The sequence below is a fragment of the Pseudomonas sp. HY7a-MNA-CIBAN-0227 genome (assembly GCF_040310325.1).
In the GTDB taxonomy this organism is placed as follows: Bacteria; Pseudomonadota; Gammaproteobacteria; order Pseudomonadales; family Pseudomonadaceae; genus Aquipseudomonas.
Genome location: NZ_JBEOPT010000002.1, coordinates 424,432 through 440,714, shown reverse-complemented (window position 1 = coordinate 440,714; position 16,283 = coordinate 424,432). Strand labels below are relative to the sequence as shown.

The following is a 16,283-nucleotide window of genomic DNA, read 5'->3' as shown; positions in this document are numbered from 1 at the left end:
AACAACCAGAAGACAAATGGCAGATATAATTGATATTAGAACAGCAAAAAGAGTAGCAGGAACGGCACCAATAAAATTGGAGCAAGACGACTTCACAGTCCTAACAATTAACGCAAGTGGAGCCGATACAAACTACGAATTTAACGCAAGCGAAGCAACCCGAAACGTTTTGGTGTTAGGTCAAACGGGTAGCGGAAAATCTACCAGTATCATGCTTCCAGCCATTCAAAGCTTTATCCAGAACGATTGCCCCGGCTTAGTTCTTGATATTAAAGCAGATCTTTATTCAGCAATACACGCCATCGCCAAACAAAATAACAAACTTGATAACATCAGGTTCATTGGCGTTCATGACTTTTGCGAAGAAATAAACATCCTTGCCTCCATAAAGTCAACCGAGCAGCTAAAGAACATTTTAAGCTCAATCAAACCCTACACCAGCGAACAAAACTCATATTGGTTCTATTCTGGTTTAATGGACGTAATGGATATAGTGAATATCCACAAATGGTATGTAGAAGAAGTCAAAAAAGAAGAATACAGATTTAGTTTCAAAACGATAAACGATTATATTTCAATTGGCACATTCACCAGAAAAATTGTAGATGATGCTGTTGAAGAAATCGACTTTGCACCAGAGAGCATAGCCAACACTATTAGAAAGGTAATGAGAGAACCCTTCTCTCTTTATCCTAAGCACGCAGCCGGACAACCAGTCAGCGAAGAAGAGGTGGACGTAAGTCAACAAAAGCTTTGGAGAAGTGGACAAATCGCCAATATTTTATCGTCCTTGATTAAAGAACCTTTCCATTCAAAATTATTCAACGATAGCAATTCAAAATCATTGCATGACTACATCTACGAAGATGGAAAGATGTTAGTGCTTACCGTGCCGCTTGAACATGAATCAACTGGCTATATCGTTTCCAAATTGCTTAGAGAAGTCTATTTTAAAGCCGTTTGCCAGAATGAGATAGACGACTTAGACAACTACAAGATAGGCCCTAAATTTAATCGATACACAGCATTAGTCATTGACGAATACCAGTTCTACTTAAACACCGAGCAACAAAATGGCGTTATTACTGATGATAATTGGTTGAGTATTTCCAGAGGTTACAGAAATATCAATTTGTTCGCAACACAATCAATATCATCAATGTATTCAAAATCTCAGAACATTCATGCTGTAAACACAATCGTTCAAAACTTTGCTAACAAATTCTTTTTGACTACCAGTGATCCGGTAACATGTGAGCACGCCAAATTTTTAACCAAAGATTTTGCAAGTGGCGGTTTGGTTCAAGATCTCATGGAATCTGTATTGCTATCACCAGCGGCAGGAAAAAGAGTAGGCGTTTTTAGAGTGTCAAATAATGGCGGGATCAGCTTTGATGCGTTCGACTATGGATCAAACCCAGCAAGCAAATACATGAACAGTGACGAATTTAACACCATCAAAAAGCAATCGGCTGATGAATTAAAAGCGAGTGGTATCAAACCTGTCATTACACATGAAGAGCTTACATACCAAATAATAGCCACTACAGAAAAGAGCATAACCACGACAAACGGGAACAAAAAGCGAATCAGTGAATTTAAAGCAACTCCGCTATACCTCGATATAAAATCAACATTAAATGAGGGTATGCGAGAAGACATGACGTTTGAGTCCCTAGTTAACAAATACATCTTAACACCATACAATATTACATTTTGCGAACAATCCGTTGCTGAAATGCAATTGATAGCCCAAAAGATAAAAGAGCATCATGCGAATCAAAAACAAACGGTTATGCAGTACATGCATGAGCTTAATCTAACGGTATCGGCTATTGAGTCGTATGAAATAGATGTTTCAGGAAAAGACCATTTATCAGCACAAGAAATTAATGATCAGCACATATTGTCTCAGCATCACCATATAGACACCGCATACAACATCTATGCTGAAAAAATATCAGCCATTAAGAAATCGAAAGATCGTGATTTAAATATTGCTGTCATCACGCACCACGGATCATTAGGCTACGAAGACTTCAAAAGCAGAATTGCTGAAACGAAACTGGCTAAAATATCCATACAAGATTATGAAAAAAGCTTAAACGATTTAGAGTTCAGGAAAACAAAAGAAGGTGTTGACGTTTTCAAAAAATTAAAATGGGCAGATGTAGTGTGCTTTGTCCGTGGTGGCGGTGATCTATCGCATTCAAGCTTTAAGTATTATAGAAATGCTGGGCTTGTGCCATGCGTTAAGAAGATCAATCCTAACTGCACCGTAATTACCGCATTAGGTCATGCTCCAAACGTGTTTTTAGCTGATTTATTTGCTGACCATTCATTCATAACGCCTACGGATGCTGCACATTTCTTGAACGACTTCATAGCAAAATATAGCGAAACGTTATACAGCATACAACACAGCAGTTTTTTGGCAGATGAACTACTTTCAAAACCAACCGAATTAAGCCCGACCGCCGATGACTATATAAAGCCAACATTCAAGAAGAAAATAATGGATTTATTCAAACGCAGTTGAAATAGTGTTATAAAGTATTATAATGTAATTAAGACAACATCACATTTTAATATGGACTACGATAACGAGAAAGAAGAAAACACAAAAGCTCTTAAAAAAGAATTGAAGCAAGTCGATTACTTAAAAGAATTTACTGCATTAGGCGTTGATATTCACATCACCAACGGCAGACAGTTTTCGCTGGTGTGCAACTTAGTAAGGAACGACAGATTAATCACCGCCATTGATCTGGGCAAACTTTCTTATCCTGTCAAACAAAATAATGGTAACACAATTAACATTGACTACAAGAAAGAGAATCTTGAAGAACAATTGAAATCTAATTCACCTTTCATTCCTCATGAGGTAAGAAGAGAGTTAGACGTATTTCTTTACAGATGCAAACATGAGCAAAAAGAATCAACGAATCCGCTATACAGCCCACAAGAAAAGCTCATGATGAGAATGAACAATCTCAACGACACGAATAACGAGCTTACGAATGAGTTGAAAGGAATGGAAAACGACCGTCTATTGAGCTATTTAGGCGATATGTCTTTTATCCGAGAAACAATAAGTGGCAGTGATCTAAACAAGGATTTTCAGTGCGAAAAATTCAAGGCCGATCAGGAATATCACAAGTTCATCGTCGGCGTGAAAGTTGGTGGTGATAACCCAATGATTGAAAGCACGTTGCTCATTAGAGAGCATGAACACAAAGGCGTGAAAGGTTTCGTTGGTGGCGTCATTAGCTATCAAGATGGTCTACACAGCTTGCAGACCTTCAAGCCGATTCAGTCGCTTGATAGAGAGCTTTTGAGAGAGGTTTTGAGCCGTCCTAATCCATTGCTTGAAGCTGATAAGCAAGTCGAGCCAGAACCTGTTAAATCGAACGTGGTGCCGTTTGAGAAGCCTCAAGAAGAAACGGTTGACCATGATGAAGCTGATTTAGAAGATGATGAACCAGATGAACCCGAAGTGACACAGAAGAAACGACACAAGCTAAAAATATAAACACCCATAAGGGTGTTTTGTTTTATTTCAAATTTAGCGTTAGCTGGCTGGTTATTAATGACTTGTGAGCCATCTTGTTGTAATCGAAAACATCCGATTTCTTATATGTTAAGACGCTGGGAAGGAAGAACACTAAAAAATCTTCTGCATTCCGATCAGTGATAAAGACCTCATCACCAGAACGCCTTAAAACGATTGATTTATCATGCGTGGTCACATCTATATCAAGACCAGCAAACACCGCTGTAATCTCTTCAAACTGGCTTATGATAGGTATCACACCCAGAGCGTTTTGAACCTTAGCCAACGTGGTGAATCGTTCCTCATACCCTTCTATACCCAGTGCCTGCATAAAAGTCGCATCAGTGGCGGATTCGCCCAGAGCACGAAGCACGGTCAAGATCTCATCAGCGTAGCAATGATGAACCTGACGTTGGCAGTGATAGCCCACATCAAAGATCCCGTTAAAATGAGGCTGAAAAGCCACATCAAACATTTTTGAAGCCGTGTATAAATCATTAATTTCATCTAATTTATCAAACATTATATTTCTCCTATTGTAGTATCTCTATCACGTCTCTCATTTTCTGTATTTTATTGATAGCCATCAGTATTGAATAACGATATTCAACAATATTGACCCCGGATTTTAAAGCAGACAGTTCATCGAGAAGGCGTAGGCTTTTAACCAAACCATCAGCCGATGAAATGTCATTATGGTTCCCATGTATCATGATTAGCTGAGATACAAGAAAAGCAATATTTGCCTCTGTCAAGTCATGACTTTTCAATGAATCAGTCAACGGATCAAAAATGTATAATCCTTGACCATTGCCAAACGCTGTTGATACTTCATAACCAAAATTGTAAATCCTTCTAAGATAATCTTGAAAACTAATTTGCTTGAATAAACGAGAAGCCAATAAATCTCTATTTTCTACACACTCAATACCCATAATTATATTCACTCCCAATTATTAGTTTTGTATCATCGGCAAAACCTTGATTGCTTAAGATGAAAACAAATATATAGGGAACATATTAATTTGTCTATAGCGTCGCTTGACATTTTAAAATATGTGTGACTTATCAAAAATAAGATTTATTATGGAAACCTTAAGACTAAAGGGCTGCAGCACGACAATATTATAATGCATGTTTTTGTTATCCGACAAACGGTATTACTTTTCAATAAACCTTATTTTGATTCTTGTTTAAAAGCCATTCTGGTAAAAGCTAAGTTCAAGAGTAGGTAAAGATAAACACCCTTTCGGGTGCTTTTTATTGTCTTTTGTAAATCCTGAAATCTTCAACGCCAGCGGCTTTTATCTTTTCCAGTATCTTGATTGCGTCTTTATCACCCATAAATGCAAGGTGTTTGAGTTCTTCACCAATCAAGAAACAGTGCTCTACCGCTCGTTGAACCACCACCACGTCTCTATTATGCTTCTTTTCGTGCTCTTGAACGAGTATCGCTCTTTTCAATGCAGCATCAGTTTTTTCGGAAACAAAAAGGTTAGCTTTCTGTAAGCCTTTCGATTTGGCTCCTATATCGGCATCATAAATCTCAGCAGAAAGTTTACTGATGTTTGCCAATCTCATTTCGGATTCAGTGACCTTTACTGGTGCGACTTCATTAACTGGAACCTTCTCATCGACAAATTGTTTTGCTGATGGCACATCTATTTTCTTTAATTTATCTTTCAAGTTCATATCACACCCCTACTGATTCGTTGTTTATAGTTGCGACGATGGCACGGCCAAAACGTCTAATACTCTCTTTTTCTTCTTTGTCATTTCCGTATTCGATTGCAGTGCAACCTATTTCATTTGCTTTTAAACCGATGGTCTTCAAGGCAAGGACTGCATCAACACCATCCAAATTTAGGACTGGCAATGTGTCTTTCACCTCATTCAACACCGAGTAGTCATTATATTTGTTACCCGTTTTGTCTTTTACCAATGGAAGAGCTACCGCTTTAAAATTGGCGTTATATTTCTCTCTAATATTTAAAGTTAATTCCTTGTTTGTAGGCATTTGTTCCAAATCAACCATCGTAGTTTTGGTAGGAAAAATTACTAGATCTGCAATGCCGAAAACATTTTCTTGCAATGAGGCGTTATCTAAGTGGCCCGGTGTATCTATGATGATGTAGTCGTAGTTTTCACACTCTTCACTGATTAACTCTACAAATGCTGCCCAGCCGTCAACTTGTGGCGTTAGACCAACCGCTGTTAAGTTCATCATCTTTTCGTACTTGTAATATTTCTCAATGTCTTTCTGTAACTGGTATTTTGCTAAGCCTTCCATGCTGTTAACTGCTAACAACATATCTTCGATAGTTCCACGACGAGATTCTAACTCAGCCAATACATCAGTAATGAAATCGACACGTCTATTCCACCAGTATACGCCTGTCTTTTGTTGGTCAAGGTCTACATATAGAACCGTATAACCTAAGTCTACCAAAGCTGTCGCCGCCGTCTGGCAACCGACTGTCTTGCCACTACCCCCTTTGATTCCGCCAAAGACTAAAACCTTTGCTTCTTGACGGATTGCCTTATTCACCGCTAACGTTAAACTGCTTACTTCATGGTTCATTATACTTCTCCTTATTTTAAGTTCTTACAAACAACTTACCATGTCATTTTTTAATTGCAAATCGTGAAAACAAATAACCATCACTAACCATCACAGGTTATTCACTAACCGTTTTTTAACTTTATGGCTTGATTACGGCATTAGCCATCGCTAACCACTAATGGTTATCCGCCAACCACTACTAACCTGCATCGGCATATAATTTATGGCTTAGTAACAGGATTAACCATTGATAACCGCACCTAACCATAAAAAATTAAAATAATTTATAAATAATTAACGCCTACTCTTTCCAATACTTCTTCATTGATATTATTTTGTATTATGATATAGTATAAGTAACAACATCTTATATCCTATGACTAACCTTAAAAAAATAATCGCACTCACTGCATTAACAGCATTCCCGCTAATCGCCAATGCTACCTTCACTGCTTATTATCCACTTGAAGTAAAAGTAGGTGGTTCCTTACCAGATGGCTCTATTTCTATTGGCGATGGAAACCAAAACACAGACCCGACCGATCCAGTAGATCCGACCGACCCAGCCGATGAAAGTAAATGTGAATTTAGTAATAGCCCTGTATCGATGATTGCAGCGTTCAAAGTAGCTAATGCACCTTTTGCAGCAGGCGATATGATTTACGTCTATAACAACAACTATATAGGCTTTTACAGCCCATCCAACGGACTAACACCACCGTCAGGCATAACAAATGGTGAAAACAAGTCGAATTCATCAAGCTCAATGGAATTTGAAATTTGTGGTAGCGACTTATCAAGCTACCCGTCACTACCTCTTCCAACCGGGACACCACCAGTTGATGACGAAGAATCCGGCCCTGTAATCTTTACCGAGACAATCACTTATAATGATTGCCCAGAGGCAAGAACAAGTCACCGGGGTGCATGTGATGTGGCCGGTCAAAATATTAATCAAAACATAAGCCTACAACTTGATGATACAAGCGGATTCATTGTATTTACTGATTTATTCTCATCAGAAGACCAGTCTAGGTTATCAAGAGCTACAACCATATCAACAAGCACGGGGAAATCTTGCTCAATAGACAGAAACAATACAGGCTATGTCGGCTGTTACAACCAGTCTCTCATTTTAGAAAGTGAAGTCGGCAGCACGATTACATTTACAATCAAATAAAACACCGCACAACTATTAAAGACCTTCATTGAAAGGTCTTTTTTAATGACTCAAATTTGATTAAAGCCAGTATTATGATATAGTATAATTATTAACAACGTATATATTATGTATTCTTTACTTGTAGTCATGATTGTCATGATTGGATTCATCACCACAGCAGCCGCTTTACTCTGGCAATCAACCACCACTTTGGCTCAAAAAGTTACGTCCGACGAGTTTGTCAGTGAAATAAAGATGGTTAAAAAGAGCCTTCTTGCTCTCTCTACAACCTATGAAATCACGACAGAAGATGACGTAATTATCAAGTATGCTGCACTACCGACAGGAACCAGTAGCGGCAATAGCAATACTCTTCCAGCACTTATGAAGAAAACAAACGTATATAACCGTGAGCTTATCTATTGCCCTTTTGGAGCACAAGTATCGAGCGATTTCAACAGAGTGATAAATGGTGGTACTGGTGTTACATATGACATTGAAACACTATCATTAACCAAAAACGCACGCACACTTGATTACGTAGCTGGAACTGCAGAAAACAACTTTTCTAAAAATGGCATACTTGGCGTAATTATCAGTCCAAGCTATCTCGCAAAGGCACCATTAAATTGTAATGAGTTAATTTATTCAAACGAAACTCAGGGCTTTACTATTGACGGCGGCAGAGTTGAAACAATCACCGCACTTGAAATTGAAGCGGTTAACTTATAATTCAAATAAATGCTACGCCACTTATTGCAATTACATTGTATTATGATATATTATAATAAACAACATCTAAATATATTATGAAAAATTCAATCAAATCAATTTGTGCGTTTTCCCTTCTAACTGCTTTATGTAACGTTGCATACGCTGACTTCATCTTGCGTGTACCTACTGAAGAATCAAGTGGTGGCCCTCTACCAAACGGCACGATTAGTTTCGTAACTAAATCAAGTATTCCCAATGAATCTCCTAGTGACGTTCCTGCCGATGTTCCGGCTGAAGTTCCTCCCGTCGAATTGAATCCGATGGAAGTCTGTGACGCGAAGAAAGTAAAAGTGGACCAACTATTAGCTACTGAATATGTTGGCGTTTCTTACGGGTATGCTGGTATCGGTTCATATATGAGCGTCGAACAATGTGTCATTGAGTTAGTGATACCAAAAAGTTCCTCTTCCGAATGCACCGGAAATTATACTTACGAAGACAAAATCTCTGGCGATTTAAAAGCCCTTGATTATAAGGTTACTTCATATGAAATCCAAGGAGCATGTTCATAAGACAGAGGTGTATAGTATCAATAACTAACCTTCATTAAGAAGGTTATTTTACGCCTACTCCCTACCCAGATCGGCCCAGCTATAATGGATCGAGCGTCACCAATCACTGTATATCCATACACAATAATAAAGCTTCTTTTTGCATATAGAACGGCATACACGACCACGCAAAATGGCCGCAGGGCCAGCAACAAGCGGCCTCCAGACGATTCACGACAACGACCCGCCATGAGCACCAGAATGCACCAATCCAGCCTGAATCGGTCGATAAAGCGTTGCAGATCAATCAGTTAGCAGCTTTCGAGTTTGGTTGCTAAATCGTTCGTAGTGGGCTGCCGATCCTTGAACAGATCGCCCAGAAACTGGGCTTGCCACAACTGGAAGAACAACGCTGGGCGCGCCATCCACTGGTGTATCTGATGGAAGCGGCCGACGACATTTGTTATGCCCTGATCGACCTTGAAGATGGCCTGGAAATGGACTTGCTGGAATACGCCGAGGTCGAATCGCTGCTGCTGGACCTGGTGGGCGATGACTTGCCGCAAACCTATCGCCAGTTAGGCCCCCTCGATTCCCGGCGACGCAAGCTGGCCATCCTACGGGGCAAGGCCATCGAGCACTTGACCAATGCAGCGGCACGGGCCTTCGTTGAGCAGCAGGACGCATTGCTGGCGGGCACCCTTGAAGGTGATCTGGTGGAACACATGCACGGTCCTGCCAAGCGCTGTGTGCTGAACGCCAAGGACATGGCACGTAAGAAAATCTTCCAGGACAAGCGCAAGACGCTGCATGAAATCGGCGCCTACACCACCCTGGAAATCCTCTTGAATGCCTTCTGCGGCGCCGCCCTGGAACAGCATGGTGGTCGTACACCGTCCTTCAAGAATCGGCGCATCCTAGATTTGCTGGGCAACAGTGCCCCCGACCCGGATGTGTCACTGCATCGCTCGTTCCTGCGCATGATCGACTTCATTGCCGGCATGACCGACAGCTACGCCAGCGAGATGGCGCGAGAAATGACCGGGCGTTCAAGCCCTCAATAAAGAAGCGCCCTGTCGGGCTGTCCTGACAGGGCGATTCCCCTAAAAGAATCTGCCTACGAAAGGAACAGAGCAGACTGATCGAATTAATCCCAACACCCGATGAATAATCACGCGCCTTCTTATCCAATACAGCCATCAACGCCTACATTCCTGCGACCCAACGACAGTTCGACACATGACTCACGGGCCGTACCGGTACAAGCCTTGGTTGGAGTCATTCCAGCATGAGCCATTCTCATGGAACCCCCTATGCTCAAACAACAACCGCGCATCCTGTTAGTGGAGGATCACCCCTTTCAACTTCTGGCCACCCAATGCCTGCTTAAAATTTTCGGTTTCGACCAACTGACACCGGCAGAGAATGCCGAGCAGGCAATAAAATTGATGACCCAGGCTCAACCCACCTTCGACATCATGCTGTGCGATCAATGCCTGCCAGACCTGCCAGGACTGGAATTGGTAGAAATAGCCAGCCGCGCAGGGTTTATACGATATGCCATCCTGCTGAGTGGACTGCCCGCTGTCGAACTGGAAAACCTCAAAGTCCAGGCAAGACAACGTGATGTCCCCTTGCTCGGCTACCTGGTCAAGCCTTTGAACAAGGAGCAACTTGGCGCACTGATCAGCCGGGCGGTATTTGGCAGGACTAAACAATATCATCAAAAACCAGCCAACTTGAAGCACGGCGACATTGAACATGTAGGACATTAAACATCCAGCCATTACGAAATTTCGCTATTGCCCAGCCGTTCGATAGCTAGTTTTCGCATTTTCATACGCCACTTGTAAAATTCTTAAACCTCGTCAAGGAAAGCCTGGCAAAGGGTAATCCATTACATTTTTTTATGTAGGACTTTTCCTATTTTACATCTGTCCAGCATTCACCTCACGCTCCCGCATCAACTTCTGAGCTAATGTGCCCGCTTTATTTGCACATACATGGGATCTGATCATGAACTCAGTTTTTATTATCGACGACCACCCCGTTATCCGACTTGCAATTCGAATGCTGTTAGAACATGAAGGTTACAAAGTAGTTGGAGAAACGGACAACGGCTGCGATGCAATACAAATGGTCCGCGAATGCCTTCCCGACCTGATAATACTTGACATCAGCATCCCGAAACTTGACGGACTGGAAGTGCTTTGCAGGTTCAACGCCATGAGCTCCCCCATGAAAACCCTGATTTTGACGGCCCAATCCCCGACACTCTTCGCAACACGCTGCATGCGATCAGGTGCTGATGGCTATGTCTGCAAAGAGGGCGACTTGAGTGAACTGCTGAGTGCCATAAAAGCTGTTTTATCCGGGTACAACTATTTCCCCAGCCAGGCATTAAATGGTAACTGCTCAGAGGCTGGCGAAAACGAAGAATTAAACCTCTTCAAATCAGTCAATAATCGAGAACTTATGGTTTTGCAATTTTTTGCACAGGGCAAAACAAATAAGGAAATAGCCAAAGGTATGTTTCTTAGTAACAAAACAGTCAGCACCTACAAAAAGAAACTCATGCAAAAACTTAAAGCCACCTCTTTGGTAGAGCTTATCGAGATGGCAAAACGCAACGCGTTAGTGTGAGCAACAGAATGCCCAGGTGCTTAAAGGACTTTCTAATCATATTGAGCACAGGTTTGTGCTTAAGCACAGCCGTGCCTGCCACTCTAACCGCTCAAGAGCGCTACTCACTGCTGAGCCGTGTAGGCAGTGCTCAAATGGATACTCAACTGGACAAAACACAGCGCCAATGGCTACAAAGCAAACGCGAGTTGGTGCTGGGTACCTCAGCACCCGACTATCCACCCTTTGATGTCACCGCCAGCGGTCATGACTATGAGGGCATCACAGCCGACTATGCCGGCATCCTGTCCAAGGCACTCGTATTACCCGTCAGCGTGCTGCGCTACCCAACCCGAGAAGCGGCGATCCAGGCATTGCAAGCCGGCGAAGTAGACTTGCTGGGCACTGCCAACGGGTTTGAGGCGAGTAACCCCGAGATCGTCCTGTCAACGCCCTACGCCGTGGACCAGCCTGTGCTGGTCACCCGCGAAGGAGAAAACCGCTCGCTCAGCGACGGCCTGGTCGGCATGCGGTTAAGCCTGGTCTACCACTATCTGCCCCTGGCGGAAGTCGAGGCACTGTACCCAAAGGCAATTATTCAGGCCTATCCGTCCTATCAAAACGCTCTCAACGCCGTTGCCTTCGAGCAGGCTGACGTATTTCTCGGTGACACCATCTCTACCCACTACATGATCAACAAGGGCTATCTGAAAAATATTCGCATGGCCAACTTCGGCAAGCACGAAGCCTACGGTTTCAGCTTTGCCGTACGCCGGGATCAGCCGATCTTGTTGAGCATCATCAATTCAGTCCTGGGGGTCATTGCAACCAACGAGCAGGAAAACATCTCCAAACGCTGGAGCGCCGGCAGCGACATATTGCTGACCGATCACAAGCTGCAACTGAGCCAGCGCGAGGAGCGCTGGCTCAAAGAGCATCCCGTGGTAAAGGTGGTCATCAATGAAACCTTCGCACCGATGACCTTCCTCGACGCAGACGGCACCCTGCGCGGCATCACTGCAGATCTTCTGGAGCTGATTCGGCTGCGCACCGGTTTACGCTTCGAGACCCAGCACTCCCGCAACCTCAACGACATGATCCTGCAGGTAGAAAGCGACAAGGCCGACATCATCGCAGCAATCATCCCCAGCACCGAACGGGAGGCCAAGCTGAGCTTCAGCCGGCCCTACCTGGAAAATTCCTATGTACTGCTAACGCGCAAAGGGCCTGACGCCCCCTCAAGCCTTGAACAACTGACGGGCAAACGCCTGGCGATAACCAAAGGCAACCCCTTGGTGAGCTATTTGCGTCAAGCGTTCCCGCAGATCAAGTTGGTGGAAGCCGGCGATACCTTCAAGGCCTCGGAATTATTGGCCCAAGGGCACGTGGAAGGTGCCGTCAGTCCGCTGGTGGTCGCCAACTACTTCCTCTCCTCACAGGTATTCCAGGACAAATTGCAGATCAGCTCCAGCATCGGCACCCAACTGGCCTCCTTTTCCCTGGCCACCTCGCGTAGCGCCACCGAGCTAAGCTCGATTATCGACAAGGCTTTACTCAGTATTGCCCCGGATGAACTGGGGATCATCAACAGTCGCTGGCGTGGTTACACGGCGGCATCCGATAGCTATTGGCGTAACTACCATCACCTGATTCTCCAGATCATCACCGGCGCAGGCCTCCTGCTGCTGACATCCCTGACCTGGAACGCCTATATGCGCAGGCAGATCAAGCACCGACAGATGGCTGAACGTGCCCTCAACGACCAGCTCGAATTCATGCGGGCCCTGGTTAACGAAACGCCTCATCCGATCTATGTGCGCGATCGCAACGGATTGCTTCAGACCTGCAATGACAGCTACCTGCAGGCTTTCGGCGTCAGGCGCGAAGAGGTGATTGGCAAAAGCGTTACCCAGGTCGGCCTGGACATCGATTTGGAAGCCAGCCAATACCACGCCGACTATCAACGGGTAGTCGCCGAAGGCAGTCCGTTGATTCTCGACCGTACGTTGCACATCCATGGGCAAAAACTGACGATCTACCACTGGATTCTGCCATACCGCGACTCCACCGGCGAAGTCAGGGGGATCATTGGTGGCTGGATCGACATCAGCGAACGACGCCAATTGTTCGATGAACTGCGGGCCGCCAAGGATCGTGCAGATGAGGCCAATCGTGCAAAAAGCACATTCCTGGCGACCATGAGTCATGAAATCCGCACCCCCATGAATGCAGTCATCGGCATGCTTGAGCTGACCCTCAAACGTGCCGACCACGGCCATCTGGACCGTCCGGCCATCGAGGTCGCCTACAACTCGGCGAAAGACTTGCTGGAGCTGATCGGCGATATCCTGGACATCGCCCGTATCGAATCTGGCCGCCTGAGCCTGGCACCGGAACGGGTCAATCTGCGGGAGCTCATTGAGTCGGTGGTACGGGTCTTTGATGGCTTGGCGCGCCAGAAATCCCTCAACCTGTTACTTGAGTTCAACCGCAGCGTCGAACATACCGATGTGCTGATCGATCCACTGCGCTTCAAACAGATCCTTTCCAACCTGGTGAGCAATGCCATCAAATTCACCGAGCTGGGCCAGGTGAAGATCAAGGTGGATGTCCAGGCCGCCAGCCAGACACAACAAATCAACATGAAACTGGTGGTCGAGGACACGGGCATCGGGATCACCAGGGACGATCAGCAACGGCTGTTCGAACCTTTTGCCCAGGCTGACAACTCAGGGCATTTGGCCAGAAGCGGTGCAGGCCTGGGGCTGGTGATCTGTCGCAGCCTGTGCGAAATGATGGGAGGGCATCTGAGCTTGAGCAGCGTGCCCAGAGTCGGTACCCAGGTGTATGTTTCGCTGAACATGACCAGCCTGGTGCCGACACATCCTGTGATTGAGTTGAAGCCGGTGGTGATGGACATCGCAGCCGCACTGAACGTGCTGGTGGTAGACGACCACCCGGCAAACCGCTTGCTCATGTGCCAGCAACTGGGCTTCCTCGGACATCAGTTCACAGCTGTCCAACATGGCGCAGCAGGATTCCAGGCATGGCGCCAGGAACACTTCGACCTGATCATCGCCGACTGCAATATGCCGATCATGAACGGCTATGAATTGACCCGCTCTATTCGCGAGCACGAGCAACGGGAAAACATGGCGCCCTGTATTGTCCTGGGCTTTACCGCCAATGCCCAGCCGGAGGAGAAACAACGCTGCAAGGAGGCGGGCATGAATGACTGCCTGTTCAAGCCCATCAGTCTCACGACCCTGGGGCGGCACTTGGCCGAGATCAGACCCCTGCCTTCCAGCAAACTTTTCAATCTCGACAGCCTGCATGCACTTACCGGCGGTGATCCGGCGTTAAGCCGGCGCCTGCTGGAAGAGCTGTTGAGCAGCAGCCGCAATGATCGTGCTGAACTCATGGCGTTGCTGGCACAAGGAGCCCGACAGGACCTTATCGACCAGGCTCACAAGATCAAGGGGGCTGCCCAGATCGTCCAGGCCCGTGCATTGGCCGAGCATTGCGAAGCCCTGGAACAGGCCTGCGACGGCACCGATCAGACGAGTATCGATCCCTGGGTCAAGGCAATCGAGGCGTCCATGCTAGAACTGGAGCGGACCCTGCAAATGCAACTGGACAGCCTGACAAACCGTTGACGACAGACTGCAACCTGGCTGCAGGTTGCAGCCAGGGCCACTAATCATTCAACAATCGGTAAGGCGCAGGAAAATCGCTGCCAGCTGTTCAATACCGACCTGATCCCCAGGGGTAAAACGCGCCAGCTTCGGGCTGTCTAGGTCCAGAACGCCGATTAGCCGTCCGTCCTTGACCAGCGGCACCACCAATTCGCTATTCGACGCGCTGTCACAGGCAATGTGCCCTGCAAAGGCGTAAACATCTTCCACCCGTTGTGTTTGCCGCGTGGCCGCAGCAGCGCCGCAAACACCACGCCCAAAGGGAATGCGTACACAGGCTATCTGCCCCTGGAAAGGCCCAAGCACCAATTCTTCATCGCGATTGAGGTAGAAGCCAGCCCAGTTCAAGTCATCTAGCTGATTGAACAGGAACGCCGAAAACTGCGCAGCGTTGGCGATAAAGTCCCGCTCATCGGCCAACAACGACTCCAGCTGTGCGTAAAGCATGTCGTATCCATCAAGGCCGGTACCGGCCTGCTGCAAATCGATCATGGCTGACGCTCCAGCAATTTGAGGCCAACCCAATAGCGGGCGAACTGATAAGCGCAACGGCCGTTGCGATTACCGCGACCGGTTGCCCAACGTACCGCGAGGATGTCCAGCGCTTCGTCACGCTGCCACTGCAAGCCGGCCTTGCTGGCCAGCTCACCGATCCAGTGCTCGACCACGTCGAGAAAGTGCTCCTGGTTGAACGGGTAAAACGACAGCCACAGGCCAAAACGATCAGACAGGGCGATCTTGTCTTCCACCGCTTCATTGGGGTGCAACTCGCCATCGACCATCTTCCAGTTTTCGTTGTCACTCTGGTTTTCCGGGACCAGGTGGCGGCGGTTGGAAGTGGCGTACAGCAAGACGTTTTCCGGCGCCTGCTCCAGGGAGCCGTCGAGTACGCTCTTGAGGACCCGGTAATCGCTTTCGCCGGCCTCGAACGACAGGTCATCGCAAAACAGCACAAAACGTTGTGGCAATTTGACCAACTGCTCGACCACCCGTGGCAGGTCGGCCAGGTGATCTCGCTCGATTTCGATCAGGCGCAGGCCGGCCTTCGCATGCTGGGCCAGCAAGGCGCGCACCATCGAGGATTTACCGGTGCCGCGAGAGCCCCAGAGCAACGCATGGTTGGCCGGCAGGCCATCGAGAAACTGTTGGGTGTTACGGGCCAACTGCTCGCGCTGTTTGTCAACACCGATCAAGTCGGACAAGCGCATGTCCAGGCTGACTTCCAGCGGTAACAAGAAGCCACTGCGGCCTTCGCGCTGCCAACGGGCAGCCAGGCACTGATTCCAGTCAATGGCCTGGCGAGGCGCCGGTAATAACGGTTCCAGACGAGCAAGCACCGCATCGGCCCGCTCAAGAAAGGCATTCAATCGAGAATCCACGACTATTCCTCTGGCAAGTTCTTGTAAAAGATGGCGTATTGGAA

The 16,283-nt window shown here is 46.2% G+C and carries 14 protein-coding genes and 1 pseudogene; 9 read left to right on the top strand and 6 right to left on the bottom strand.

The window, feature by feature from the left end; translation table 11 throughout:
- The first annotated feature begins 16 nt into the window (after positions 1-16).
- Both AAEZ06_RS05255 and AAEZ06_RS05250 read left to right on the top strand, forming a co-directional pair.
- Positions 17-2,539 (top strand): exodeoxyribonuclease VII large subunit, encoded by a 2,523-nt coding sequence (locus AAEZ06_RS05255; RefSeq protein WP_350613194.1) that lies wholly within the window; start codon positions 17-19, stop codon positions 2,537-2,539.
- A 51-nt stretch (positions 2,540-2,590) separates the two neighbouring features.
- On the top strand, positions 2,591-3,532 hold the full coding sequence (locus AAEZ06_RS05250) for a hypothetical protein (RefSeq protein WP_350613192.1): 942 nt from the start codon (positions 2,591-2,593) through the stop codon (positions 3,530-3,532).
- Positions 3,533-3,554: 22 nt separating this feature from the next.
- On the opposite strand, the gene AAEZ06_RS05245 is transcribed toward AAEZ06_RS05250, so the two are convergent.
- From AAEZ06_RS05245 to AAEZ06_RS05230, 4 genes are all read right to left on the bottom strand, one after another.
- Positions 3,555-4,076: a hypothetical protein gene (locus AAEZ06_RS05245; protein ID WP_350613190.1), complete on the bottom strand. Its 522-nt coding sequence runs from the start codon at positions 4,074-4,076 to the stop codon at positions 3,555-3,557.
- Between the two features lie 10 nt (positions 4,077-4,086).
- Positions 4,087-4,488, bottom strand: a complete 402-nt coding sequence (locus AAEZ06_RS05240; protein WP_350613188.1) for a hypothetical protein — start codon at positions 4,486-4,488, stop codon at positions 4,087-4,089.
- A gap of 325 nt (positions 4,489-4,813) precedes the next feature.
- A complete protein-coding gene (locus tag AAEZ06_RS05235) occupies positions 4,814-5,245 on the bottom strand; it encodes a hypothetical protein (RefSeq protein WP_350613186.1) in 432 nt (143 codons plus the stop codon).
- Between the two features lies 1 nt (position 5,246).
- Entirely contained in the window at positions 5,247-6,134 is an 888-nt protein-coding gene (locus AAEZ06_RS05230) for a ParA family protein (RefSeq protein WP_350613184.1), read from the bottom strand.
- A gap of 358 nt (positions 6,135-6,492) precedes the next feature.
- On the opposite strand from AAEZ06_RS05230, the gene AAEZ06_RS05225 reads away from it, so the two are divergent.
- The 7 genes and pseudogenes from AAEZ06_RS05225 to AAEZ06_RS05195 all read left to right on the top strand — a co-directional run bounded on the left by AAEZ06_RS05225 (position 6,493) and on the right by AAEZ06_RS05195 (position 14,821).
- On the top strand, positions 6,493-7,296 hold the full coding sequence (locus AAEZ06_RS05225) for a hypothetical protein (RefSeq protein WP_350613182.1): 804 nt from the start codon (positions 6,493-6,495) through the stop codon (positions 7,294-7,296).
- Between the two features lie 138 nt (positions 7,297-7,434).
- Positions 7,435-8,010 (top strand): hypothetical protein, encoded by a 576-nt coding sequence (locus tag AAEZ06_RS05220; RefSeq protein WP_350613180.1) that lies wholly within the window; start codon positions 7,435-7,437, stop codon positions 8,008-8,010.
- A gap of 77 nt (positions 8,011-8,087) precedes the next feature.
- On the top strand, positions 8,088-8,564 hold the full coding sequence (locus tag AAEZ06_RS05215; protein ID WP_350613178.1) for a hypothetical protein: 477 nt from the start codon (positions 8,088-8,090) through the stop codon (positions 8,562-8,564).
- A gap of 323 nt (positions 8,565-8,887) precedes the next feature.
- Positions 8,888-9,607 (top strand): annotated as a pseudogene (locus tag AAEZ06_RS05210) (deoxyguanosinetriphosphate triphosphohydrolase family protein); the annotation flags it as partial.
- A 249-nt stretch (positions 9,608-9,856) separates the two neighbouring features.
- Positions 9,857-10,318 (top strand): response regulator, encoded by a 462-nt coding sequence (locus tag AAEZ06_RS05205; RefSeq protein ID WP_350613176.1) that lies wholly within the window; start codon positions 9,857-9,859, stop codon positions 10,316-10,318.
- Between the two features lie 241 nt (positions 10,319-10,559).
- Positions 10,560-11,186 carry a response regulator gene (locus AAEZ06_RS05200; protein WP_350613174.1) on the top strand — a complete coding sequence of 209 codons (627 nt, stop codon included), beginning with the start codon at positions 10,560-10,562 and terminating at the stop codon, positions 11,184-11,186.
- A gap of 8 nt (positions 11,187-11,194) precedes the next feature.
- Positions 11,195-14,821 (top strand): transporter substrate-binding domain-containing protein, encoded by a 3,627-nt coding sequence (locus tag AAEZ06_RS05195; protein WP_350613172.1) that lies wholly within the window; start codon positions 11,195-11,197, stop codon positions 14,819-14,821.
- Between the two features lie 48 nt (positions 14,822-14,869).
- On the opposite strand, the gene msrC is transcribed toward AAEZ06_RS05195, so the two are convergent.
- Positions 14,870-15,352, bottom strand: a complete 483-nt coding sequence (gene msrC, locus AAEZ06_RS05190; RefSeq protein ID WP_350613170.1) for a free L-methionine (R)-S-oxide reductase MsrC — start codon at positions 15,350-15,352, stop codon at positions 14,870-14,872.
- Positions 15,349-16,239, bottom strand: a complete 891-nt coding sequence (locus AAEZ06_RS05185) for an ATP-binding protein (RefSeq protein ID WP_350613168.1) — start codon at positions 16,237-16,239, stop codon at positions 15,349-15,351. The genes msrC and AAEZ06_RS05185 overlap by 4 nt, the downstream gene beginning before the upstream one ends.
- Between the last annotated feature and the right edge of the window lie 44 nt (positions 16,240-16,283).